Source organism: Nocardia ignorata NBRC 108230, assembly GCF_001612905.1.
Lineage (GTDB): Bacteria > Actinomycetota > Actinomycetes > Mycobacteriales > Mycobacteriaceae > Nocardia > Nocardia ignorata.
In genome coordinates, this window is the sequence record NZ_BDBI01000051.1 from 18,639 (window position 1) to 42,032 (window position 23,394).

Consider the following 23,394-nt stretch of genomic DNA (forward strand, 5'->3'; position numbering starts at 1 on the left):
CCACAACTCCTCAGACAAGTAGAGAGGTCCTCGGGTGATACCGCAGGTAAGGCGCCAGCCACTGGCGGCACAAGCGGCCGAACTGCTGCTCGCGCGGATCCGGGCGGGCGAGTGGCCCTTGGGTCATCGATTACCGGGCGAGACCTTGCTCGCCGCCCAGTTGGGAGTCGGGCGGTCGACCGTGCGTGAGGCGATCCGGGAACTCGCGGGCAAAGGCGTGCTCGACAGCAGGCAGGGCGCCGGCGTGTTCGTCACCGCGCTCGACGTGACCGAGGACTGGGATGTGGTGCTGCGTGGCGCCACCATCGTCGCGGTGATCGAGGCCCGCATCGCCATCGAGGCAGAGGCCGCGGCCCTCGCCGCCGAACGACGGACGCCCGCCGATCTGCGGGCCATCCGGCGAACCCTGGCGGAACGCCGCGTCGAAGGTCGGCCCGTCGCCGATCACGTCGATGCAGACATGGCCTTCCACCGTGCGGTCGTCGTCGCCGCGCACAACGATGTCCTCACCCAGCTTTTCGACAGCCTTCTTCCGCGTCTGCGTCTGGCCATGATCGACATGCTCGAGCTTCGCCCGGTCCGCTCGGAGCAGGACGACCAGCACGCGCACGAGCAACTCGCGCAGGCGATCGCAGACCGAACACCTACCGCAGCAGCAGAATTCAGCCGCGCCCACCTTTCCGCCCTGAAGGAGGCCTTCACATGACCGGCAGCCCCGTGATCGAACTGGACGATGTGACCTTCCGCCGGGACGGCAAGAAGATCATCAACGGGATCTCGCTGACGGTGCGCGCCGGGGAGCACTGGGCGCTCCTGGGGCCCAACGGCGCAGGCAAGAGCACGCTGCTGGGATTCTGCGGTGCTGTCACCTTTCCGACGACGGGGATCGTGCGGGTGCTCGGGGCGCAGTTCGGGCGGGTCGAGTTGGCTCGGCTGCGGCGCTCGATCGGGCATGTGAACCCGCGGCATCGGCTGCCGCATGCCCTCTCGGTGCGCGAGGTCGTGCTCACCGGCATCACGGGCACGATCGACACCCCGATGCGCTGGTCACCGAGTTCCGGCGACCTGGAGCGCGCCGAGCGGATCATCGACACTCTCGGCCTGTCCGGCAAGGCCGACGACCTGTGGCCCACCCTTTCCCAGGGTGAGCGCGGCCGCACCCTCATCGCCCGGGCATTGATCAGCGACCCGCGGGTCCTGCTCCTGGACGAGCCGTCCACCGGCCTCGACCTGGCCGCCCGCGAACAACTGCTCACCACTCTGGACAGCCTCGACCGAACCCACCCAGAAGTCGCCTCGATCCTGGTCACCCACCACCTCGAGGAACTACCGAGCACCACCACCCACGCCCTGCTCATCGCCGACGGTCACACCGTCGCCGCAGGCCCGGCCACCCAGGTCATCACCACCGACCACGTCTCGACGGCCTTCGCCCACCCGATCGAAGTCCGCTACGACGGACGCTGGAGCGCCCGAGCCCGCTGAGCGCCGATGACAGTCTCTCCGTGATCGGCTACCGCGCCGGCATCGGCGGGCCAATCGCAGTACTGCCCCTTCTGGTTCCAGTTCAGGCCACTCGGACAGCTGTGCACGGTCGGCACGTTGTTCGAGCACTCCACGTACTTCGTCACGTCTCCGGGATAGGCGAAGAGCCCGTCGGGTTCGGGGCAGTTGAAGGCGGCGATCTCGAATCCGGTGTCCTGCGCGAGAGCAGGCGACGCGGCGACGAGTGTGAGGACGGGACCGAGGAGCAGTCCGGCTGTCGACAAGGCGAGAGCATGGGCGAATCGCACGGTCGTCTCCTTCGGGTTCTTTCGAGGCGATCAGGACGTCGTCGGCTACCTGTGGCTTGTGCGTCGCATCCTTGCTGCCGACACGATCAATGCACTTTCGAGACACGCGAGCAGGGCGAACATAACCGGGTGACGGTGAAACCAGGACACGACACGCGACGCCGAGACGGTCTGTCAGAGAATCCTCGCCGACCTCACAGCCGCCGACGTCAACAGTTTGTTCAACAACACCGATCAGAACGTCTGCTTCTACACTGACCCCGACTTCACCGGGGACTCTGTAGGCGTAGCCGGACACCAATTCGCCAGGGGTACGGAGACCGAGCTCCCATCGGCAGCGACATCTCGTCGGTGCGCTGGGAAGCCTGCTAGGACTCCGCGCTGTCGAGGATCGAGCGGGCGAGGGTGTCGGGGTCCTCGAGCATCGCGAGATGCCCTACTCCGCGAAGGTATTCCAGCTGGGCACCCGGCACCGCCTCGTAGTCGTGCGCCGACGCCGGGTCCCAGCGGGGATCGGAGTCTCCGAAGATCACGAGGAGGGGCTTTCCGGTGTCGGTGAGGCGCTGGGGCACGGTTCGCGCGGCGAGGTAGTCGATGTTGGCGGCGAGAATCGCACGGAAAGTTCGATAGGACATCGCGCGCAAGTCGGCCACGGCACCGTCGGGCACCGTGATCGTCGTCGCCGCGGTCGCTGCCAGTCCGCGACGGATCATCGAATCGGTGCGCACCGCCCACACGAGCGGACCGAACGGCGGCGAGGTGAGCGCCCGGATGATCGCGGGCTCAGGGAGCAGCGCTGCAAGACTCGGGCCCGTACCGACCAGGACCAGATCGCCGACCAGATCGGGACGACTCTCTACGAGGGCTGTCGCGACATACCCGCCGCTGGAGTGCCCGACCACCCGCAGATTCCGGATGCCGAGCTCGTCCAGCACCTTCGCCACCCGATCCGCTTGTTGCGCAACGGCGTACGTCGATGCCGACTCCGACCGGCCGCATCCCGGCAGGTCGATCGTGATCACTCGATACTTCGTGGCGAGCGACGGCACCACGGGTGCCCACATCGAACCGGTTGCGCCCGAGCCGTGCACGAGTAGCAGGGGCGGTGCGGCCGGGTTCCCGTCGATGACGACGTGCAACCCGCGGATTGTCGTATCCTCGCGTGGCTTGATGGGACTCGATGCGCTCATACCGCCAGCATCGCCTTCGACCCGTCACGTCGTATTGGACAAATGTCAGGCTGTTTCACTCCGGTTAGCCTGGGATGCATGGACGCAGCGAGCCGATGGGACTGGAGTCGGGTCGATGTCGCTGTGCCGGGTCGATTGCCCATGCCGGGGATCCAGATGGCGGGATTCCGGTACCACGGGGATGCCTCCGTGGAAATCACCATGATCCCGCATCCCTCGATCACGCTCCTGCTCGACCTCAGCGAACACGGAGTCGTGTACGACCTTCTGGGGTGCCAAGTCGTCGGGAACGCGATCATCGGTCTCCACGCAGGCCCACTACGCATCACCAGCACAGGAACCGGTGACGTCCTGCAGATCCGCATGTCCCCCGTCGTCGCCGCGGTGGTTCTCCGAGACACCGACATCATCGGCGGCACTGTGACACCGCTGCCGGACCTGTGGGGCAACGAGACCGCCGGCTTGACCGAGCGACTCCGTGCGACGCAGTCGTGGAACGAGCGGTTCGCCATGGTGGCCGCATTCCTGCGAAGCCGGGTGCGTCGCGGATCCGGTGTAGCACCCGAGATCATGTATGCCTGGGACCGGACCGTCCGCAGCAGAGGCCGGATCCGCATCGAGACCCTTGCCGCGGAGACCGGCTGGACCCGCCAGCGACTCTGGTCCCACTTCCGGACCTGTATCGGAGTGTCACCCAAGCACGCGTCCGACCTGGTCCGCTTCGACCATGCCGCCCACCTCCTGGTGGCAGGACGCTCGCCCGCGGACGCCGCCGCCGAGGCAGGCTATGTCGACCAATCGCATTTTCATCGTCGCACCAAGGCGATCACCGACATGACCCCCGCCGTGGTCGCGAAGGCTCCGTGGCTCGCGATCGATGAAGTGGCCTGGCCGACAATCTGATTCCTGTCTCCGCCAGGGCAGCCTGCGAGCGACGCGGCCCCGTCTGCCGTGCGCAGCGTCGAGAAGTACCGGGTCGACGCAGCGGCCGCGCACAAGAACATATCGACATCTATGTAAGGTAAGCCTACACATAGACGAAAGTAGGCAGTTCCATGCGTATCGTGTCGTTCGGTTTCCAAACCTGGGGCCGTAAGACCCTGCAGGCCCTGATCGACTCGGAGCACGAGGTGGTCCTGGCGGTCACCCACCCGGCCGCGGAATCCGCCTACAAGGCGATCTGGAACGACTCGGTCGAGGAACTGGCCACCGAACACGGCATTCCGGTGCACCTCACCGAACGCGCCGACGCCGAGACCATCGATCTCGTCAAGCGTGCCCGACCCGACGTGATCGTGGTCAACAGCTGGTACACCTGGATGCCCGCGGAGCTGTACGACATGCCGCCCCACGGCACCCTGAACCTGCACGACTCGCTGCTACCGAAATTCACCGGGTTCTCGCCGGTGCTGTGGGCGCTGATCAGCGGTGCGGAGGAATTCGGACTGACGGTGCATCGCATGGACGAGCAGCTCGACACCGGCGACATCCTGGTCCAGAAGCGCCTGCCGATCCCGCCCGGCGCCACCGGCACCGAACTCGTCCTGGCCGGCATGGAGTTGATTCCGGGCGCGGTGCACGAGGCGCTCGCGGCGCTCGAGAACGGCACCGCGGTGTGGACGCCGCAGGACAAGGCCGAGCGCACCTACTTCCACAAGCGGTCCGATCGCGACAGCCGGATCGACTGGTCCTTGGACGCGACCGAATCGGAACGGTTCGTGCGGGCGCTGTCCGCGCCGTATCCGCGCGCCTACTCCTACTACCGGGGTGAGCGCATCGAGATTCTCGAGGCGGTGGTCTCCGAGGCACGTTACGGCGGCACCGCGGGCCGGGTGATCGTTCAGGAAGGTGGCGGCGCGGTCGTGTGTGGAGCCGACCCGCACCGCGGTGGCAACCACGCATTGGTGATCAAACGTGTCCGCAGCGCGACGGGTACCGAGTACGACGGTGCCGAATTCTTCGCTCGCGGTGGATATCTCACCGACTTTCCCGCCTGAGTTCCCGGTTCCGCAGCGCCCGTCCGACGGCACGGGCGCGGACTTCCCACCTTCGCTCCCAGCTTCTGAGGCACCATGATCCCCCACCGCTCGACCCCTGCTGTCCGCCCGCTCACCGCGGCACAACGCGAGGTGTGGTTCGCTCAGCAATTGCTCGGGCCGGTGCCGCTCGCGGTCGGCCAGTATGTCGACCTGCGCGGACCGCTCGATGTGGTGGCATATCGCCGCGCGGTCCGCTCGGCCGCACGTGATCTTGGTGCCTATGTGCGGTTCACCCTCGTCGAGGGGCAGCCGGGGCAGGTGCACGACGGTGGCATCGACGATGACATCGCCCTCGTCGACTGCAGTGGGGAATCCGACCCGGCGGCCGCAGCCCACGCGTGGATGCGGGCCGATCAGTGTGCGCCGTTCGATCTGATCGCCGACCCACCCATCGTGACCACGGTCCTGCGCCTCAGCTCGGAGCATCACCTGCTCTACACCCGCGCGCATCACCTGGCGCTCGACGGCTTCGGCGCCGTCCGCATGCAGCATCTGCTGAGCACCTATTACACGGCCTTGCTGGAGGGGCGCGAATTACCTTCGGCCGCGGTCGATTCAACGGCGGTTCTGGCGGCCGAGGAGCAGAGTTATTTGGGTTCGCGACGGTACGGGATCGACCGCGAATACTGGCTCGAGCAGCTCACCGCGCTGCCCTCCCCGACCACTCTCGCGACGCGACCCGGTGCTCCCGACCCGCTCCCGATCCACGCCCGCGCCGAGCTGCCGCAATCACTGGTCGAGCGATTGCGTACGCGCGCCGACTTCCCCGGCATCGCGCCCGTGCTGGTGGCGGCGTTCGCCGCGTTTCTCGGCAGGCTGACCGACACCGAGTCGGTGGCGCTGAGCCTGCCGGTCACCGCGCGCACGACCGCCGCGATGCGCGAATGCGGTGCCATGACTTCGAATATCGTGCCGCTGCGCTGCTCGGGCGCCACGGTGGGTGCCGCCATCGCCTGCGCGCGTGCCGAATTGAGCGGGGCACTCCGTCATCAGCGCTATCGCGGTGCCGACATGATCCGCGACAGTGGTCGCCGAGCCGAGTCGCTGAACTTCGGACCGGCCGTCAACATCATGAACTTCCACACCGAGTTGATGCTCGGCCCGGCGCGCGGCGTCATCGAATTACTGTCCACCGGGCCGGTCGAAGACCTCGCGCTCAATGTGTATCCGCTGACCGATTCCGGGTTGCGGGTCGAGTTCGAAGCCAACCGCCATCGATACACCGAAGCCGAGGTCACCGCGCACCTGGAGCGATTCGTCGGCTTCCTGACGGAGTTCGCGACCGCCGACGACGATCTCGCGATCGACCGGTTGCCGGTCCTCACCGGCGCCGAGACGAGCCTGCTCGTTCCCTGGTGCGGGCCGACGGCTGGTCCACCGGCCACACTGGGCGAGCTGATCGCCGCCGCCGTCGCGAAGAACCCGGACGGCATCGCCGTCGTCTACGGCGAGAAGCGCTGGACCTACCGGGAATTCGACGCGTGGACCGACCGCCTCGCCGGCGCGCTGCAGGCCGCGGGGGCCGGCCCCGAAACCTTGGTCGCGATGGTCATGGGACGCTCCGCCGCCTCGGTCGGAGCTCTCTGGGCGATCACCAAGACCGGGGCGGGCTTCGTGCCGATCGACGTGGGATACCCGGCCGAGCGCATCGCGCACATCCTCGACGATTGCGGTGCCGTCCTCGGCGTCACCGGTGTCGAGCATTCGGCGGATCTGCCCGGATCGGTCCACTGGACGATCGTCGACCCCGATGCGACCCCGGACGCGAAGCTGCTGCCGGTCGCCGCGCGGCCCGAGCACCCCGCCTACCTCATCTACACCTCCGGTTCCACCGGGGTCCCCAAGGGCGTGCTGGTGACCCACGGCGGTCTCGCGAACCTGGCGGCGGAGCGGCGCGACCGGTACGCGTTGCGGCCCGGAGCCCGGACCCTGCACCACGCCTCCCCCGGTTTCGATATGGCGGTCGGCGAGATCCTGTGCGGGCTGGCCGGTGCCGCGACACTGGTGGTTGCCCCGCGCTACGTGATGGCCGGACCGGATCTGGCCGAGCTCATGCGGCGCGAGCGGGTGACCAACGCCATCATCACCCCGGCGGTGCTGGCGACCCTCGATCCCGAGACCCTGCCGGAACTGCGTGTCCTCGGTGTCGGCGGGGAGGCGATCCGCGCCGACCTGGTTTCGGCCTGGTCGCGAAACCGGTTGATGCGCAACGGATACGGCCCTACCGAGGCGACCGACATCGCGACCATCGCGGAGCTGACGCCGGATCGATCGGTGACGATCGGCGCACCGCTTCGTGGATTCCACGCACTGGTACTCGACGCCCGGCTGCGACCGGTGCCACCCGGTGTCATCGGCGAGCTCTACCTCGGCGGCCCGGCCCTGGCGCGCGGCTACCACGGTCGGCACTCGTTGACCGCGGCGCGATTCGTCGCCGATCCGTTCGGCCCGCCCGGCGGGCGGGTGTACCGCACCGGTGACCTGGTCACGCTCACCACCGACGCCGAGCCCGAACTGATCTACCACGGCCGCAGCGACTTCCAGATCAAGGTGCGCGGGCACCGCATCGAGCCGGGCGAGATCGAGACCACTCTGACCGGCCTGCCCGGCGTCGGCCGGGCCGCCGTCACTGCCCATCAGGACTCGAGGGGTACCCATCTGGTGGCCTACCTGGTGCCGGACGGCTCACTCGATGTGGAGCAGGTGCGGCTCCGGATCGCCGAGCAGCTGCCCGCGTATCTACGTCCGAGCGCCTACCTCGTGCTCGACACGCTGCCGTTGACTCCGAACGGCAAACTCGACACCCGTCGCCTGCCCGCGCCGGTGTTCGGTCACCACGGTTCCCGACCCGTCGCGACAGATTCGGAGCGGAAGGTGGCAGCGGCCTTCACCGAGGTTCTCGCGATCGAAGTAGTGGGGGCCGAAAGCGACTTCTTCGAACTCGGCGGGACCTCGCTCACCGCCACCGCGCTCGCGGGACGGCTCGGTCTCGATGTCCGCACCGTCTTCGACGCGCCGACCGTCGCGGGGTTGGCACTGCGACTCGACGACGCCGAAGACCTGGACGCACCGGCGCCGCTGACCCGGCCCGAGCACCTGTCGCCTGCCCCGGCGCAGCTGCGGATGTGGCTGCTCAATCAGCTGTACCCGGAGTCGTCGGCCTATCATCTGCCGATCGCGTTGCGGCTCAGGGGATCTCTCGATATGACCGCGCTCGATGCCGCACTGCGGGATGTGGTCGACCGGCACGAGGTGCTGCGCACGGTGTACCCCGGGACCAGCGCCGGGCCGCGCGTCCGCATCCTCACCGTCGACGAGGCCCTCGGCCGGGCACCGCTGACCGCGCGCATCCTCGACCGTGACGGTCTGGACGTCGAACTCGCGGAGACGGTCACCGTGCCCTTCGACGTCACCACCGACGCGCCGATCCGGTTGGCATTGTGGAATATCGGTTCCGACGACCACGTGCTCGCGCTGGTGGCACATCACATCGCCGCCGACGGCTGGTCGCACGGTCCGCTCGTGGCCGATCTGTCCGCGGCGTACACCGCGCGGGCCGCCCGACGGCAACCGCGATGGGAACCGCTGCCGCTGCAGTACGCCGATTACACACTGTGGCAGCATCGGCGACTCGGCGATCGGCACGATCCGCGATCCCGCGCCGCCCGTCAGCTCGCACACTGGGTGAATGCGCTGGACGGGGCGTCCGACCGGCCGCCGCTACCGACCGATCGAGTCCGCGCCCCCGGCATCGGCAGGCCGGGTGGTGCCGGTGCGGTGGTCGAGTTCGAGATCGGCGCCGACGTCGCGACAGCGCTTGCCGAACTGGCCCGACGACACAACGCGACTCCCTTCATGACCGGCTACGCGGCGTTCACCGTGCTGCTCGGTGACCTGGCCGGAAGCGCGGATGTGACGATCGGGACCCTGGTCGCGGGTCGCGCACACCCCACCCTCGACCGCTTGGTCGGCATGTTCGTGAACACCCTGCCGTTGCGCCTGACGCTGGATCCGCAGGAACACTTCACCGCACTGGTGGTGCGCGCGAGGGAAGTCTCGCTCGCCGCGCTCGGCAATGCCGAGGTCCCCTTCGACCACATCGTCGAAGCGGTGAATCCGTCACGTGACAACACCAGGCACCCGCTGTTCGACGCCGTGTTCTCCTACGAGAACCTGCCCGCACCGCCCTCGCCCGACCTCGGCAACCTGACCGTATCCGTTGTCGATGTCCCCTGGGAAACAACACATTTCGACCTGAGTCTCACGCTGCGTGAAGACCCGGGCACCGGTGGTCTGACGGGGAACCTGCGCTACGCCACCGACCTCTACGAGGAGGCGACCGTCACCGCGTTCGCAGCACGGTTCCGCGACATCCTGACGACCGTCGCCACGCATCCCGAAGTGACCCTCGCGCAGCTGTCCGGCACGACCGGGCTCGGTATGCCCGAACGCCCGGAAATCGACCCCGCGTCCGACGCGCCGGGCCACAGCGGCGAACCGGCGACCGTGCGCGAGCTCGCGGTGGCGCGGGTGTTCGCCGATGTGCTGGAACGAGATTCGGTCGAGATCGACGACAGCTTCTTCGATCTCGGTGGTACCTCGCTGCTCGTCTTCACACTCCGATCGGAGCTGCGGACCCGGCTCGGCATCGACGCCGACCCGCGCCTGCTGTTCGAAGCGCCGACGCCGCGTGCGGTGACAGCGGCGGTGACAGCGGAGTCCGGCGCGGCGGCGGCCGGACAGTGGACCGACATGCTGATCGCCGACGCGCAACTGGATCCCACCATCACGGTGCCCGCGGACTTCCCGCCGACGCCGACCTCGGCCGACGAGGTGCTCCTGACCGGCGCCACCGGTTTCGTCGGCATCCACCTGTTGCGCGAGCTGCTCGACCGCACCCCGTCGCGCGTCTGGTGCCTGGTCCGCGCCGACGACACCGACGACGCGCGCCGCCGTCTAGAAACAGCCCTGCGGCGCTACGGACTGGGGACCGACGGACTCGCCGACCGCGTCGTGCCGGTGCCCGGCGACCTCGCCGCACCGCGGTTCGGGCTCGCCACCGACACGTGGGCCGAGCTGGCGGCGCGTATCGAGGTGATCTACCACAACGGTGCCCGCGTGAATCACCTGGAATCCTATGCCGCCCTGCGCCCGGCGAACGTCGCCGGAACCGTCGAGATCCTGCGGCTGGCTGTCGATACCAGGGTGAAGGCCTTGCATTTCGTCTCGACCGTGTCGGCGGCTGTCGGTGTCGGCCACACCGGAGTCGTCACCGAGCACACGGCGATCACCGCCGACCAGGTACCGCGCAACGGGTATCTGGCCACGAAATGGGTGGCCGAGCAGTTGGTCCTCGCGGCAGCCGAACGCGGGTTGCCGGTCGCCGTGCACCGGCCCGGCCTGGTCGCCGGATCGATCAGCAGCGGCGCGAACAGCGCTGACGACGCGTTCTGGACACTCATCCGATCGGCCGCCCATCTCGGGGTCGCGCCCGACATCGAGTCCGCCGAGGTCACGTTGGCCCCGGTCGACTACGTGGCACGCGCCTTGGTCACGCTCGCCACCGGACGGCAGCCCGCCACCGAGATCTACCACTTGGTCAACAGTGCGCCGACCAAGGTCGGCGACATCCTGAACACGCTGCGCCGCACCGGTTTTCCCATCGACATCGTGCCGGTGGCCGATGCCGCCGAACGCCTGGCCGGGCGGATCGCACAGCATGCCGATCTGATGCGCGCGGCACTCGTGGCCGACAACTACCTCAACGGTGGCGGCGACGCCCTGATCGTCGACGACACCGGCACCCGCGCGGTCCTGGCTCGATCCGGTGTTCGTTGCCCGGACATCGACGGGGCTGTCCTACAGCGTTATGTCGACGGTTTCATCACCGAGGGCCTGCTACCGACCCCGGCCGAAGCGGTGTCGCGAACCCGCCCGGCCGGTCGAGGACCGTCGTGAGCCACGTTCTCCGCGCCCGCGACGGGCCGCAATGCCGCGCGCTTGACCCCACCGCCATCGCTGACGAGAACGACCTCGGGGGCGAGGACGTCCAGCAGGGCTTGGGGTCACCGGAGGTGAGGGCACGGCGGAACGACTCGAGCGCGGCCCCGGGTTTCGTCGGCCGAGACCGTCATTCGGGGGCGGCGGGCATCGACGTGTCCGCGGGCGCGGTGGGCGGTCTGGCGGACGGCGGTGGGAGTCTTGCCGACGGCGGCGGCGATATCGTCGTAGCCGATCTCGAACACCTCGCGAAGCACGAATACCGCGCGTTCGGTCGGTGACAGTGTTTCGAGGATGAGCATCGTCGCCCCGCATAGGATTCCTTGCGACGGCTTCGGGCACGAGACACCGCACAGCCGCGCGCTGTGACGCCGCAGTGAGGCAGATCACGTCACCCAGCAGCGGTGTCACGCCACCAGAGCCGGCGGTGTCTGATGCGCGACCGCTGACGACGGGCTCGTCTCGCGCCTCATCCGAAGGAGAACTCCATGAACCTCGCACTCTGCGATCACCACCGGGCTGCTCGCCGCCCTCGCTTTGCTCGGCGGCGTCACCAAGACATTCAGCCCTGAATTTTGTCTACCTCGCCGCGGCCGCATTCGTGGCCTGGGGTCGATTCGGCCCGGATTCCTTCACCGGCTGAGACGCGCGGCGGCCGACCCGAGCACAGTCTTGGGTCGGCGGGCGGCCTGGCCGTGCTCCTTGCCAACCGAACCGTCTCGTCTCGGTTGGTTGATAAGCTGCTCCCATGACCGATGCTCAGGGAAGTTCGCGGCGCAGCGAGCGATCACGCCAAGCCATCCTCGCGGCCACCCGCGCATTGATCTCCGAGGTCGGCTACACGAAGGTTTCCATCGAGGCCATCGCGGCACGCGCCGGGGTTGGCAAGCAGACGATCTACCGGTGGTGGCCGTCCAAGGGAGCCGTCATTTTCGATTCGTTCCTCGACCTCAGCACAACAGAAGGAGGGCCGCAGGTGGAGCTGCCCGACACCGGGGACATCGAGGCCGATCTGAAGGTGGTCATGCGGGCCACGGCTGCGGAGTTCGCCGACCCGGACTTCGAGCGTCCGATCCGTGCTCTCGAGGTCGAGATCGTCAACGACCCCGAACTCGCTGCCCAGTTCCGCGAGAAGCTCGCGCGCCCGGTGGACGAAGCGAAGAAGGCCCGCTTGCGCAGCGCACAGCGGGCAGGCCAACTCGACCCCGGCGCGGATCTCGACCTGGTCCTGGAGGTGCTCTACGCCCCGTTGTTCCAGCGGTGGTTACACAGGTCCGGACCGCTCACCGCCGAATACGCCGATTCTCTCGTCGACGTCACGCTGCGCGCATTTCGGGCTCCCTCATCGTGACCGACCTCCCGGCGATCTAACGAGCCGGCAGGTGCACCGACACGCACAACCCACCGCCCGGACGCGGGGTGAGAGTAAGAGTGCCCGCGTGGGCTCGGGTGATGCTGTCGACGATGGCCAGCCCAAGGCCCACGCCGGAATCGTGAGTGCGAATGCGTTCGGACCCACGCTGAAACGGTTCGACGAGTGTGGAAACCGTTCGTGGAGTGAGGTTTTCGCCCGTGTTCTCGACCGTGAGGACCACCGAATCGGAATAGCGGCGGGTGGTTGTCCACGCGGTGCCGCCGGGCAGGTTGTGGACTATCGCGTTGTGAACGAGGTTCGTCGTCAACTGCAGGAGCAGGGCGTGCGAGCCGACGGTGGGGGTCGGCTCGCCTGCGGTTTCGAGGGCGATGCCGTGCTTTTCGGCGAAGGGGATCAGCGTCTCGGTGGCTTCTTCGGCGAGCAGGGACAGGTCGACGGGCTCGGGTGTGAACGACCGCTGGTCGGCTCGACTGAGCACGAGTAGGGCTTCGGTGAGATCGATGGCCCGGCTGTTGACGGCCTGGAGGCGTTCGATCAGGTCACTCGGGTCGTCGGGGGGGTCGTCGCGGGCCACCTCGAGCATGGTTCGGGTGATCGCCAAGGGGGTGCGTAGTTCGTGGGATGCGTTGGCGGCGAACCGCTGGTTCTCGGTGACGTGGGCTTCCAGCCGGGCGAGCATGGCGTCGAAAGTGTCGGCCAGTTCACGGAATTCGTCGGCGGTGCCGGCGAGCCGGATGCGGTGCGACAGGGAGCCGTTGGCGGCCAGGCGGGCAGCGGCGGTGATCCGGGTCAGCGGGGCGAGCATTCGTCCGGCCAGGAACCAGCCGCCGACCAGGCCGAAGACCATCAGGAAGAGTAGGACGGCGGCCATGAACGGCGCGAACGAGCGGAGCAGCAGCCGCCGGTTGATCCAGAAGTTGCCGGTGGTGTCGATCCATCCGGCAGGCAGGTAGTACAGATAGAAGACCAGGACGGCGACGAGTAACAAGGTGCCCGCGAGCATGACGAAACCGGCGTAACTGAGGGTGAGCTTGAGGCGGACACTCAGCCCGGGTGCCCTATCCACCGTCACCTCCTGTGCTGATGCGGTAGCCGACGCCGGGGACGGTCGCGATGATCCATGGTTCGCCGAGACGTTTGCGCAGCGCCGAGACGGTGATGCGGACGGCATTGGTGAACGGGTCCGCGTTCTCGTCCCAGGCGCGTTCCAGAAGTTCTTCCGCACTCACGACACCGCCGTCGGCCGCGACGAGCACCTCGAGCACCGCGAACTGTTTGCGCGTCAGCGCGACGTAGCGGCCGTCGCGATAGACCTCGCGACGGAACGGGTCCAGACGCAGACCGCCGATTTCGCGGACGGGTGGCCTGCTGTGGGCGCGCCTGCGGTCGAGGGCGCGCAGGCGCAGGACCAGTTCGCGCAGGTCGAACGGTTTGGTGAGGTAGTCGTCGGCGCCGAGCTCGAAACCGGTTGCCTTGTCGTCGAGGCGATCGGCGGCCGTGAGCATCAGGATCGGCAGCCCGCTGCCCGCGGCGACGATGTGTTCGGCGATCTCGTCGCCGGAGGGACCGGGGATGTCACGGTCGAGGACGGCGATGTCGTAGGTGTTGATGCCGAGCAGCATCAGTGCCGTGTCGCCGTCGCCCGCGATGTCGGCGGCGATGGCCTCCAGTCGCAGTCCGTCGCGGATGGCTTCGGCCAGATAGGGTTCGTCCTCGACGATCAGTACACGCATCGCTCTCGATTCTTCCAGCGGGAACATATCGTCGGCGTATCGAAAATCGCATATGTGCGTGCAACGCCGCATTGTCTTGACTGACTGCATGAATCAGAGAAATATCCGGCGAATTCTAGCGACTGCTGTCGCTGCGCTTACCGCGGCAGGCGCCGTGGCGTTCTTTGTCCACCAGTCGCCGGACCGGTTGTCCTCCGTCGCGTTGTCGATCGATATTCCCCGCGGCGACCCCGGTTCGCCCGGTGCGGGGGTCTTCGACGACCAGTCGCCTTCGGTTGCCAATCTGGACCCCACATTGCTCGATGCGCTCCGTCGGGCCGCCGTCGACGCGGGGAGCGAGGGGGTGGAATTCGTGGTCACCAGTGGCTGGCGGTCCGCGGAACACCAGACGCGGCTGCTGCACGAGGCGGTCGGCAAGTACGGGTCCGAGGCCGAGGCCGCCCGCTGGGTGGCTACCGCGGAAACCTCCGCGCATGTGTCGGGTGACGCGGTCGACATCGGGCACAGCGCGGCGACGACGTGGTTGTCCGCCCACGGCGCCGCGTATGGGCTGTGCCAGATCTACGACAACGAACCCTGGCATTACGAACTGCGCCGCGACGCCGCGGAAAACGGGTGCCCGGCACGGTTTGCCGACCCCACCGAGGACCCGAGGATGCAGCGGTGACCATTCCCCGGCCCGCCACGCTCGTCGCGTTTCGGTTCTGCGTGGTCTATTTCGTTCTGTTCTGCCTGCTGAACACCTACATTCCGTTCGCGTTGCTCGGCATCCTCGGGCGCTGGGTGCGCCGTTATGTGAGCCCGTGGGACATGTCGCTGACCGACCCCGTCACCGGGTGGGTAGGCCGGACGTTCTTCGGCGTCGATGCGGTGCAGCACAAGGATTCCGGTGCCGGTGATCAGGCGGCGGTGTGGGTGCTGGTGCTGTGTCTGCTGGTCCTCGCGGTGGTTGTCGCCGCGGTGTGGACGGCATTCGATCGCCGCACGGCGTACCCCCGGCTGACCGCCTGGTTCTCCCTGTTCCTGAGGTTGTGCCTCGGTGCGCAGATGGTGGGGTTCGGGTTCGCGAAGCTGATCCCGACCCAGATGCCCGGGCCGTCGTTGGCGCAGCTGCTGCAGCCGTACGGCGATCTGAGTCCGGCCTCGGTGCTGTGGTTGCAGGTGGGCAGTTCCCCCGCATACGAGATGTCGCTCGGTGCTGTGGAAGTCGTGGCGGGTCTGCTGCTGTTCTTCTCCCGAACGATGGTGCTCGGTGCGCTGTTGTGCTTGCTCAGTACGGCGCAAATCCTCCTGCTGAACATGACGTTCGACATCCCGGAGAAGTTGCTCGCCGCGCACTTGATGTTGATCAGCCTGGTGCTGCTCGCGCCCTATCTACGGCGGCTGTCGGATGTCTTCGTACTGCAGGGTGGTTGCGCGCCGCTGTCGCTACCGTCGCTCTTCGCCGAAGAACGGAAGAACCGCATCGCGAAAGGGGTCGTGGCGGGTCTGGGACTCTGGGTCGCACTGGCCAGCGGGTACGACCGGTGGGTGGTGTGGCAGGAACAGCACGGGGCAGGCAGCCCCAAATCCGAGCTGTACGGAATCTGGGACGTGCGGGAATTCACCGTCGACGGACAGGTCGCACTACCGCTCACCACCGACGGAACGCGTTGGCAACGACTCATTTTCGAACGCCCGGGATCGGCCACCATTCAGCGGATGGATGGTGAATTCGTTCCGGTGGAAGCCGAGCTCTCCCTCGGCGGGCAGCTCGAACTCGCCCGACCGACAGGACCACTCGCGACTGTATCCACCCAGAGACCCACCCCCGACCTCCTGATACTGCGCGGGGAACTGCACGACCGCCCACTCGTCGTCACCTTGGAACGCCTGGACCTCGCCAGCTTCACCTTGCGCAGTCGCGGATTCCACTGGGTGCAGAACTATCCGTACTTCCGCTAGCTGACGTGTCTATTCAGAACCGTCCCCAGCCGAGCAGTAACGAATGCCCCGGACGGACGTCGTCTGGTTCAGTGGGCGAGTTTGAGCCCGACGACGCCCGTCACGATCATCGTCAGAAACACGAGCTTGAATATCGTCACCGGCTCTTCACCGGTGGCCATGGCGAAGGCGACGGTGAGGACCGCGCCGATACCCACCCAGACCGCGTACGCGGTACCTACCGGGAGTTCGCGCATCGCGATCGCCAATCCGGCCATACTCGCCAGCAGAGCGACGAAGAACAGCACCGACGGCACGAGCCGGGTGAAGCCTTCGGATCTGCCCAGTGCGGTCGCCCACACAGCTTCCAGGAATCCCGACACGACAAGCATAATCCACGACATCGCAGCCCTCCTCGGGCCGTCTTGTCGCACTCCGGGTACGGCACCCCTCGTCCGGAAGCCCGATCGCCGGGCTCACTTCCACCATGGCACGCCGGCTATCGGCCGGCAAGCGATGGTGGTTCGTCTCACCAGCAAAGATGTCGGTGGGTAGCCGTAAACTTCGGCAGGTGGGGAGGATTCGGGAAACGGCCGGTGGACTCGCATTGACGCTACCGAGCGTGGCGCTCAACGTGGTCCTGGTCTACGTCGTGATCGTCGGCTTCGGCCTGTGGGCGGCGATCATCATGCTCGTGTTGTGGACCGGGTTCGGCTGCGGCATGGCCAGCGCACTGTGGTTCCATCCGAATCGGGGCCGAGCGGCGGCGGCCTATGGATTCCGCAAGCCCGTCGGATCGGAGCCCGATATTCTCGCGACCGCTTGGGCCGAGGTCACCCGGAAGGCGGGGGTGGACGGCTGGCCCTACTCGCTGTGGGTGCAGCAGTCGGCCACGTTCAACGCGTTCGCGGCGCCCGCGCGCATGGTCGCGGTGACGAGCTGGGCGATCGAATCGCTACGCCCACGGCAGCTGGCCGCCGTGCTCGCCCACGAACTCAGCCACCATCTCATGCTCGATCCACGTGTGCGACTGCTCGACGCCTGGTTCTCGGTCCCCGCCCGCGTGGTCAAGGGTATCGGCGGGATCCCGGCCCGCGCGGCACGTGGTCCCGGCACTCTCCGATGTCTCGCGCGAGCGGCGATCGCGACGGCACTCCTGGTGGCCGTGGCGTTCTTCCTCACACCACGAATCGGCGAGCCCGCCGTCGCGGTGCTGATCGCACTACTCGTCCTGGAACCCCTGACCGCGGCGGCGCGCGCACGGCGCGGAGAGTTCGCCGCGGACCGGATGGCTGTACACCTCGGGTACGGCCGCGAACTCCACGGCGCGCTCCGCAGGTGGCTGCCGCACGAGACAGCTCACACATCCGCACTGCTCGCGGCCCGCGCTCGATGGCTCGACACGCATCCGCCGATCAGGCAACGGCTGCAAGTGATTCGTCGAACCGCCGCGACCTGATCGCTTCGACCGCCGGGACGCATCAACGGGAGGTATTCACCGCCGTGCCGCGATGCGGGCCCATACCTGCGGGTCGGTGCGGAGACCGCCCGGTGTGTCGGCGCCGTACCGCGCGATTTGGGCGTCGAGGTCCAAGGGCGCGGTCAACGAGGTTCCGGGTGCGAGGGCGTCTTCGACGTGTTCGTCGGGCACCAGCCAGCACACCTCGAACTCGATGCCGTCGGGGTCGCGCGCGTAGAGCGCTTTGGTCGACCCGTGGTCGCTCGCCCCGCTCAGTGCCTTCGCCGCGAGCAGTCGACCGCGGATATCGGCGAGCTCGCGCAACGTGTCGACCTCCCAGGCGACGTGGTAGAGCCCGACCGATCCCGGCGGTCCCGCCGCGGGCCGCCTGGCCTGGAACAGCCCGAGATCGTGATCGTTGGCCGAGCCGGGGTGGCGCAGGAAGGCGCCGCCCGGGAAACCCTCGGCGAGCCGCTCGAAGCCGAGGACGTTTTCGTAGAAGGCGATGCTGCGCTCCAACTCCGCGACGAACAAGACGATGTGGTTGATTCCCCGCATAGCGATGACCTCCTGACCTACGACTGTGGGCGGTCGTCGGCGTCGACACGCAGATCCCGGCCCGTGACCTCCACCGTAGCGGCCAGGGCAGCCAGGCTCAGGGCGGCGGTGACCACGATGATTCCGCTCAGCGCGACGCTCGACCCGTCGAAGGCGACCAGCAGGCTGCTCGCGATCAGCGGGGTGAAGCCCGCGCCGACGAGCGCCGCGGTCTGATAGGCGATGGACACACCGGTGTATCGCACACCGGTGGGGAACATTTCCGACAGCATCGGGGTCAGCGGCGCGTACATCAGGTTCTGCAGCAGCTGCGCGAACATCAGCGCGCCCGTCATGATCCACCACGAATCGCTGTTGATCAGGCTGTACAGGGGGAAGGCGTAGACGATGGCCCCGATCGCGCCCGTCATCATCGTTCGCCGCCTGCCCAACCGATCCGACAGGGCCGCGCTCGCGGGAATGGCGACGATCGAGACGACGACCACCAGCAGCAGCGATCGCATCACCTCGCCGACCGCGTAGCCGATGCCGGTCGCGTAGGCGATGATGTGCGAACTCGTCAGGGCGGTCAGCGCGAACGGTGCGAGACCGGCGAACACGGCGGGGACGAGCAGGCGTGGGCGACGCAGCACCTGCGCCGCGGGAATCGAGTCACGCGGTGGCGCGGCGGTGGCGAAAACCGGGCTCTCGGCGACCCGCAGCCGCACATACATCCCGAGCACGAGCAGCGCCGCGCTCAGCAGGAACGGCACCCGCCACCCCCAGGTGGAGAACTGTGGTTCGGGAAGCTGGGTCACCGCGGCGACCGCCCCGGTGGACAGCAGAAAACCGAGAGGCGTTCCCAGCTGCATGATTCCGGCCCAGCGGCCGCGATTGCGCGCGTCGGCATGCTCGACGACCATCAGCGCGGCGCCACCCCATTCCCCGCCGACGGCCACCCCTTGCACCACGCGCAGCAGCACCAGCAGGATCGGCGCCGCGACGCCGATGGTGTGATAGGTCGGCAGCAGGCCGATCGCCGCGCTGGCGATACCCATCATCAGCATGGTGATCAGCAACATCGACTTGCGGCCCACGCGGTCACCGAAATGGCCGAAGATCACGCCGCCGAGCGGACGTGCGACATACCCGGCGGCGAGGGTGCCGAACGAAGCGATCGTGCTCAACGCCGGATTCGAGCCGGGAAAGAACAGCGGCCCGAATACCACCGCGGCCATCGTCCCGTACAGCAAGAAGTCGTAGTACTCGATCGTCGTACCGAGCAGGCTCGACAAGGCCGCACGGCGGCGAGCTCTCGCGTCGGTCGGGATAAACGCCTGTGGCGCAGACGGACTCGCCTTCTCGGGTGGCAGCGTGGTCACCGAGACTCCTTCGGTTCGGCCGCGAGATCCTCGTTCGACATCGCGGTCACCGCGACGTTTCCAGCGCGACCCGACGACCGGCAATACCGCCGACCACTGAGCGGAATCTTCAGTGACTCCGGCAGCGCAAAGCCATTGCGCGCCTTCCGCGTTATCGCTCGTCGCGTCCTTGCGGGAATTGCGCGACAGCCTCATCGATCAGCCCGCCGAGCTGGTCGGCGGTGATCATGCCGCAGTTCACGAGCCCGGCCAGCCCCTGCAAGGTGGCGAGGAAGATCAGTGCGGTCCGCTGCGGGCTCGTGCCCGGCGGCTCGTCGGCCAGGCCGCGTTCGAACATCGGCGCAAAGGCGGCCTCCGCAGCCGTGCTCACGGCCTCGCCACCTTCACCGTGGTTGTGGGCGAACATCAGCTCGGCCAGGTTCGCCTCGGACGTCACGAGTCGAGGTAGGCCCGGGCCAGCGAGCGAATCCGGGCGCGGTAGTCGGGCGCGGCATCGACCGCGGTCCTGCTGTTCACCGCCGAACTACAACGCCGCCTGAGCGCGGTCGGATCGTCGGTCATCGCGACGACCGCGCATCCCGGCTGGGCCTCCACCGGCTTCCGGATCACCAGCGGTAACCGGCTCATCGACGCCCTGTCGGCCATTTTCACGCCAATGCTCGCCCAAGGCCCCGACGCCGGTGCGCTTCCCACACTGCTGGCGGCCGTGAGCGACATCCCCGGCGGCAGTTTCGTCGGTCCGAGCCGCTTCGGCGGTGTTCGCGGTCCGGCAACAGTGGGCGAGATATCCCCCGTGGCCGAGGATCCGGACTCCGCCGCGCGGCTCTGGCGCGCCTCCGAACACCTCACCGGCACGCGCTTCCCCTTCACCTCCGCGTCGCCGTCACCCGCCCCGACCACAGACGTCTTTGGAGCATGACGATGCGGCGCATCACTACGGCGAGCGAGAGGTGTTGCGGCTGAACGCCTTCGAGCCCCATCGTCCGGTCCACGCGAGGTGCCCGTGCGCGTGTACGCCGCGGACATCGGTGGTCACGAGGCCAGCCGTCTGACCTCAGGCAGCGTCAGAGCTGTGTGGGCCGGCCGACCGGTGGCCGGGGCCGACATGGTCAGGTCGCGGAGTCGATGGTTGCGGGCTTGCAGGGCTTCGGCCGTGGTGGGAAAGAGTGCCGCTTCACCGGTGGCGATCTGTGATTGGTTGAGTTCGACGAATGGGCGGCTGGCGCGTTCGTAGGCGGCGAAGGCGGTGGTGTGGTCGTCGTGTGCGGCCAGGGATTCGGCGAGCATGTAGGCGCCGACGAGCGCGAGGCTCGACCCCTGCCCGGTCAGGAACGACGGTGCGTAGGCGGCATCGCCGACGAGTGCCACGCGCCCGGTGGACCATTGCGGCATGCGGATCTGACTTACCGTGTCGAAGAACGGATCTGGGGAATCCCGCATGGCCGCGACGATGTCCGGCACCTTCCATCCGTCGTCGCCGAAGATCGTGGATATCAGCGCACGTCGAGTCTCGTTGTCGCGGAGGGCTTCGTGGGATGGTTCGGAGTGGGCGAAGGTCAGGAGGGCGTGTACGTCGTCGCTGTCTCCCACGGCGTAGAGAGCGGCGGCTCGTCCGGGGGTGTTCCAGATGAGCGCTTCGTGTGCGAGCCCGAATGTATTGGGCACGGTGCTGATCGCGAAGCAGTAGCCGAGGTAGCGCAGGTAGTTCTGTTCGGGGCCGAAGGCGAGCGTCCTGGTGCCTGAGTGCAATCCGTCGGCACCGACAACAAGATCGAAACTGCGTTGGGCGCCGCTGTGGAAGGTGACGTCCACACCGTGCTCGTATTCGGTGAGCGCGTCCACGGAGTCGTCGAAGACGAACTCCACGTCGTCACGGACTGCCGTGTACAGGACGTTCGTCAGCGTCTCCCTCGGGACTTCGAGGTCATGCCCGTCGACGCCCCCGGCCACCGCCTGTGGATGAACGACAGCGGCCCGACTGCCGTCGGCCTCGAGGAAGGTGACCCGCTGTGTGTCGATATGGGCTCGCTGTAGCTGCGGCAGAATGCCCATCCGGTGCGCGACCTCGACGGCGGTGCCACGCAAGTCGATCGGGTACCCGCCGCCGCGCACACCGGCGGACTTCTCGACCACCGTCACCTCGAATCCGAACTTGTGCAACCAGAACGCCAGCGCGGGACCCGCGATACTCGCGCCCGAAATCAGCACAGTTCCTCTGGATTTCATCTCAACTCCTCTGTTTCGAGGGAAAGGGTCACGCGTGCGTTTCGACAGCCTGGCGCTCGAGTTCCGACGCGGGCATCCGACGCTGCGGGCGGGTGGTTCGAACAAGAAGGACGACCACGACCGCGGCGATCGCGAAGGCCGTGGTGGCGATCGCGATATAGCCGAATACGCCGGTAGCCGAGTTCACCGTCTCGCCGTCCGCGACGACAGTGGTCGATGCGAGAACGGCCGCGCCGACGAAGTTGAACACCACGGCCCCGGTCGAGACCATCACCATGACCAGGCTGGACACGACGCCTTGCCGTTGCGCCGATGCCAAGTCGCCCGCCGTGTTGAAGCCCGACGCACCCAACGCCGCGACCGTGACTCCGAGCAGGAACGCGAAGCACAGCGCCGCGACCAACTGGGACGCACCGAGGAACATGCCGATGGTGGCCACGGTTCCGAGCATGACCGCCCCGGCCAGAGTTCGGGCAGGCCCGATTCGCGTACCCGACCAGCCGGCCACCGGCCCGCCGAGCATGACGCCGACAGCGGGTGCCGCGAGAAGCAACGCCACCGACCCGCGACCGCCGAGTCCGTAGCCCAAGTTCTGGTCCGCCGAGACATCACTGATGAGCGGGATGAGTTGCAGCATGCTCTGGTAGGAACCGGCACCGAGGAAGACGACCAGAAGCGTGAGAAGCAGTGGCTTGCCGAGGTTTCCGACGTCGATCAGCGGATCAGCCTTCCGGCTCGAGACCGTGAACCAGCTGACCAACGCCACGGCCCCGCCGAGGAGCAGGGCAAGCGGTCCGATAGCGGACCACCCGAGATCGGGACCCATGCTGATGTAGCCGAGCACTCCGAGCAGACCGCCGCCGAGCAGCAGCGCACCCGAGATGTCGAGCCGGCCCGGCGTCTTCACCAGCGATTCGGGAACCAGGAAACGCACGCATACAGCCATCGCCACCGCGACAGCGGCCGAGATGAGAAACAGGATCTGAAAGCCGAACTCCGTCGCCAGCTTCTCGACGAGGAACCGGGAGGCGACATTGAGGATCGCGGTTCCGGTGGTCACGATACCGACGATGATCATGGCCAGGCGTGGCGTGCAGACGGTTCGCACGATCGCGACCGACAGGAACATCGCGGCCAACGCCGCTCCCTGCAACATGCGACCGATCACGAATACCCACATCGTCGGGGCGACCGCGCAGATCAGCGCACCGACACAACTGATGAGCAAGGTCAGCACGAGGACCCGGCGTTTTCCGTATATGTCGGCACTCTTACCGAGCAACGGGGCCCACATCACGCCCGCCAGCATCGCGGTGGCATTGAGCCACGCCGCCTGGTCGGTGCCGAAATGGTCCAGCATCTCGGGCAGGACGATCAGCGGTGCGCCGATCGCCGAATCCACCACGAAGTTCACCAGGGCCAGGATCGCCACGAGGCCGAGTAGTCGCCGACTCCACCTCGTGTGAAGACCGACGTTCACACCGTCGGTTGTGTTCTGCTGCATCGACTTCGGCTCCTCACCAGACTTGATTCCCCGACTGAGCGGGATTCGCACCGCCCAGGGACTTTCTGGTTACAACCGTTCCAGCGGAGCCGTCGGCGGGCATCGTCTCTCGTCATCGATTGCCGCTGGTGCTGTCGCACCAGACGACCGCGCACTCCTGGTGCGTAGGAACCGAGTCGTGCGCCTTGCGGTTGCGGGACGCTCGCCACGCGTATCTTGGGCGAGGTGTTGCC

General features: G+C 67.4%; 21 protein-coding genes, 2 pseudogenes and 1 riboswitch. Of the genes and pseudogenes, 11 read left to right on the plus strand and 12 right to left on the minus strand.

The annotated features are described in order from the left end of the window. Positions 1-34: 34 nt before the first annotated feature. Together NI2_RS31320 and NI2_RS31325 are read left to right on the plus strand one after the other, a co-directional pair. Entirely contained in the window at positions 35-706 is a 672-nt protein-coding gene (locus NI2_RS31320) for a FadR/GntR family transcriptional regulator (RefSeq protein ID WP_067498615.1), read from the plus strand. Then, the gene (locus NI2_RS31325) at positions 703-1,485 is read left to right on the plus strand and encodes an ABC transporter ATP-binding protein (protein ID WP_067498618.1); all 783 of its coding nucleotides are present in this window, start codon (positions 703-705) and stop codon (positions 1,483-1,485) included. The genes NI2_RS31320 and NI2_RS31325 overlap by 4 nt, the downstream gene beginning before the upstream one ends. Here the strand turns inward: NI2_RS31325 and NI2_RS31330 are convergent. After that, entirely contained in the window at positions 1,452-1,793 is a 342-nt protein-coding gene (locus tag NI2_RS31330) for a carbohydrate-binding module family 14 protein (RefSeq protein WP_067498621.1), read from the minus strand. The genes NI2_RS31325 and NI2_RS31330 overlap by 34 nt on opposite strands. 181 nt (positions 1,794-1,974) lie before the next feature. Here NI2_RS31330 and NI2_RS35815 point away from each other — a divergent pair. After that, a pseudogene (locus NI2_RS35815) lies at positions 1,975-2,064 on the plus strand (peptidase inhibitor family I36 protein); the annotation flags it as partial. A gap of 97 nt (positions 2,065-2,161) precedes the next feature. Here the strand turns inward: NI2_RS35815 and NI2_RS31335 are convergent. Continuing rightward, positions 2,162-2,983 (minus strand): alpha/beta fold hydrolase, encoded by an 822-nt coding sequence (locus NI2_RS31335; protein WP_067498624.1) that lies wholly within the window; start codon positions 2,981-2,983, stop codon positions 2,162-2,164. A gap of 78 nt (positions 2,984-3,061) precedes the next feature. Between NI2_RS31335 and NI2_RS31340 the strand changes: the two genes are divergently transcribed. The 3 genes from NI2_RS31340 (at position 3,062) to NI2_RS31350 (ending at position 10,980) form a co-directional block, all read left to right on the plus strand. Continuing rightward, on the plus strand, positions 3,062-3,886 hold the full coding sequence (locus tag NI2_RS31340; protein ID WP_243749974.1) for a helix-turn-helix domain-containing protein: 825 nt from the start codon (positions 3,062-3,064) through the stop codon (positions 3,884-3,886). 152 nt (positions 3,887-4,038) lie between these two features. Then, on the plus strand, positions 4,039-4,980 hold the full coding sequence (locus NI2_RS31345) for a methionyl-tRNA formyltransferase (protein WP_067498627.1): 942 nt from the start codon (positions 4,039-4,041) through the stop codon (positions 4,978-4,980). Positions 4,981-5,055: 75 nt separating this feature from the next. Next, complete coding sequence (locus NI2_RS31350) at positions 5,056-10,980, plus strand: non-ribosomal peptide synthetase (protein ID WP_067498630.1); 5,925 nt, start codon at positions 5,056-5,058, stop codon at positions 10,978-10,980. Between the two features lie 2 nt (positions 10,981-10,982). Here NI2_RS31350 and NI2_RS35460 read toward each other — a convergent pair. Beyond that, a pseudogene (locus tag NI2_RS35460) lies at positions 10,983-11,330 on the minus strand (sigma factor-like helix-turn-helix DNA-binding protein); the annotation flags it as partial. 440 nt (positions 11,331-11,770) lie between these two features. Between NI2_RS35460 and NI2_RS31360 the strand changes: the two are divergent. Continuing rightward, a complete protein-coding gene (locus NI2_RS31360) occupies positions 11,771-12,373 on the plus strand; it encodes a TetR/AcrR family transcriptional regulator (RefSeq protein ID WP_067498633.1) in 603 nt (200 codons plus the stop codon). Positions 12,374-12,389: 16 nt separating this feature from the next. Here the strand turns inward: NI2_RS31360 and NI2_RS31365 are convergent, their stop codons facing one another. Both NI2_RS31365 and NI2_RS31370 read right to left on the minus strand, forming a co-directional pair. Continuing rightward, positions 12,390-13,463 (minus strand): sensor histidine kinase, encoded by a 1,074-nt coding sequence (locus tag NI2_RS31365; RefSeq protein WP_208115366.1) that lies wholly within the window; start codon positions 13,461-13,463, stop codon positions 12,390-12,392. Then, the gene (locus NI2_RS31370; protein WP_067498684.1) at positions 13,456-14,130 is read right to left on the minus strand and encodes a response regulator transcription factor; all 675 of its coding nucleotides are present in this window, start codon (positions 14,128-14,130) and stop codon (positions 13,456-13,458) included. The genes NI2_RS31365 and NI2_RS31370 overlap by 8 nt, the downstream gene beginning before the upstream one ends. Positions 14,131-14,284: 154 nt before the next feature. On the opposite strand from NI2_RS31370, the gene NI2_RS31375 reads away from it, so the two are divergent. Beyond that, the gene (locus NI2_RS31375) at positions 14,285-14,797 is read left to right on the plus strand and encodes a M15 family metallopeptidase (RefSeq protein ID WP_243749976.1); all 513 of its coding nucleotides are present in this window, start codon (positions 14,285-14,287) and stop codon (positions 14,795-14,797) included. After that, complete coding sequence (locus NI2_RS31380) at positions 14,794-16,074, plus strand: DoxX family protein (protein ID WP_067498636.1); 1,281 nt, start codon at positions 14,794-14,796, stop codon at positions 16,072-16,074. The genes NI2_RS31375 and NI2_RS31380 overlap by 4 nt, the downstream gene beginning before the upstream one ends. 68 nt (positions 16,075-16,142) lie before the next feature. Here NI2_RS31380 and NI2_RS31385 read toward each other — a convergent pair whose 3' ends face one another. Then, complete coding sequence (locus tag NI2_RS31385; RefSeq protein ID WP_067498639.1) at positions 16,143-16,457, minus strand: DMT family transporter; 315 nt, start codon at positions 16,455-16,457, stop codon at positions 16,143-16,145. Positions 16,458-16,467: 10 nt separating this feature from the next. Next, positions 16,468-16,534, minus strand: a riboswitch (guanidine-III (ykkC-III) riboswitch). 90 nt (positions 16,535-16,624) lie between these two features. On the opposite strand from NI2_RS31385, the gene NI2_RS31390 reads away from it, so the two are divergent. Then, positions 16,625-17,512 (plus strand): M48 family metalloprotease, encoded by an 888-nt coding sequence (locus tag NI2_RS31390; protein WP_166655792.1) that lies wholly within the window; start codon positions 16,625-16,627, stop codon positions 17,510-17,512. 36 nt (positions 17,513-17,548) lie between these two features. Here the strand turns inward: NI2_RS31390 and NI2_RS31395 are convergent, their stop codons facing one another. From NI2_RS31395 to NI2_RS31410, 4 genes are all read right to left on the minus strand, one after another. After that, entirely contained in the window at positions 17,549-18,070 is a 522-nt protein-coding gene (locus NI2_RS31395; RefSeq protein ID WP_174552258.1) for a VOC family protein, read from the minus strand. Positions 18,071-18,087: 17 nt separating this feature from the next. Then, complete coding sequence (locus tag NI2_RS31400; protein ID WP_307658597.1) at positions 18,088-19,431, minus strand: MFS transporter; 1,344 nt, start codon at positions 19,429-19,431, stop codon at positions 18,088-18,090. Between the two features lie 151 nt (positions 19,432-19,582). Further along, on the minus strand, positions 19,583-19,867 hold the full coding sequence (locus tag NI2_RS31405; protein WP_067498645.1) for a hypothetical protein: 285 nt from the start codon (positions 19,865-19,867) through the stop codon (positions 19,583-19,585). Further along, positions 19,864-20,076, minus strand: a complete 213-nt coding sequence (locus NI2_RS31410) for a hypothetical protein (RefSeq protein ID WP_067498648.1) — start codon at positions 20,074-20,076, stop codon at positions 19,864-19,866. Before NI2_RS31410 ends, NI2_RS31405 begins: the two co-directional genes overlap by 4 nt. 10 nt (positions 20,077-20,086) lie before the next feature. Here NI2_RS31410 and NI2_RS31415 point away from each other — a divergent pair, with 10 nt between their 5' ends. Then, on the plus strand, positions 20,087-20,350 hold the full coding sequence (locus NI2_RS31415) for an SDR family NAD(P)-dependent oxidoreductase (RefSeq protein WP_067498652.1): 264 nt from the start codon (positions 20,087-20,089) through the stop codon (positions 20,348-20,350). Positions 20,351-20,463: 113 nt separating this feature from the next. Here NI2_RS31415 and NI2_RS31420 read toward each other — a convergent pair whose 3' ends face one another. Further along, the gene (locus NI2_RS31420; RefSeq protein WP_067498654.1) at positions 20,464-21,657 is read right to left on the minus strand and encodes an FAD-dependent monooxygenase; all 1,194 of its coding nucleotides are present in this window, start codon (positions 21,655-21,657) and stop codon (positions 20,464-20,466) included. A 28-nt stretch (positions 21,658-21,685) separates the two neighbouring features. Next, positions 21,686-23,161 carry an MFS transporter gene (locus NI2_RS31425; RefSeq protein ID WP_067498656.1) on the minus strand — a complete coding sequence of 492 codons (1,476 nt, stop codon included), beginning with the start codon at positions 23,159-23,161 and terminating at the stop codon, positions 21,686-21,688. Positions 23,162-23,394 lie beyond the last annotated feature (233 nt).

What these genes read in the sequence shown, in the direction of transcription:
- NI2_RS31415 (WP_067498652.1), top strand. Translation starts at nt 20,087, where the DNA reads ATGCTCGCCCAAGGCCCCGACGCCGGTGCGCTTCCCACACTGCTGGCG.
- NI2_RS31345 (WP_067498627.1), top strand. Translation starts at nt 4,039, where the DNA reads ATGCGTATCGTGTCGTTCGGTTTCCAAACCTGGGGCCGTAAGACCCTG.
- NI2_RS31395 (WP_174552258.1), bottom strand. Translation starts at nt 18,070, where the DNA reads ATGCGGGGAATCAACCACATCGTCTTGTTCGTCGCGGAGTTGGAGCGC.
- NI2_RS31420 (WP_067498654.1), bottom strand. Translation starts at nt 21,657, where the DNA reads ATGAAATCCAGAGGAACTGTGCTGATTTCGGGCGCGAGTATCGCGGGT.
- NI2_RS31425 (WP_067498656.1), bottom strand. Translation starts at nt 23,161, where the DNA reads ATGCAGCAGAACACAACCGACGGTGTGAACGTCGGTCTTCACACGAGG.
- NI2_RS31410 (WP_067498648.1), bottom strand. Translation starts at nt 20,076, where the DNA reads ATGGCCGACAGGGCGTCGATGAGCCGGTTACCGCTGGTGATCCGGAAG.
- NI2_RS31350 (WP_067498630.1), top strand. Translation starts at nt 5,056, where the DNA reads ATGATCCCCCACCGCTCGACCCCTGCTGTCCGCCCGCTCACCGCGGCA.
- NI2_RS31340 (WP_243749974.1), top strand. Translation starts at nt 3,062, where the DNA reads ATGGACGCAGCGAGCCGATGGGACTGGAGTCGGGTCGATGTCGCTGTG.
- NI2_RS31325 (WP_067498618.1), top strand. Translation starts at nt 703, where the DNA reads ATGACCGGCAGCCCCGTGATCGAACTGGACGATGTGACCTTCCGCCGG.
- NI2_RS31335 (WP_067498624.1), bottom strand. Translation starts at nt 2,983, where the DNA reads ATGAGCGCATCGAGTCCCATCAAGCCACGCGAGGATACGACAATCCGC.
- NI2_RS31360 (WP_067498633.1), top strand. Translation starts at nt 11,771, where the DNA reads ATGACCGATGCTCAGGGAAGTTCGCGGCGCAGCGAGCGATCACGCCAA.
- NI2_RS31385 (WP_067498639.1), bottom strand. Translation starts at nt 16,457, where the DNA reads ATGTCGTGGATTATGCTTGTCGTGTCGGGATTCCTGGAAGCTGTGTGG.
- NI2_RS31370 (WP_067498684.1), bottom strand. Translation starts at nt 14,130, where the DNA reads ATGCGTGTACTGATCGTCGAGGACGAACCCTATCTGGCCGAAGCCATC.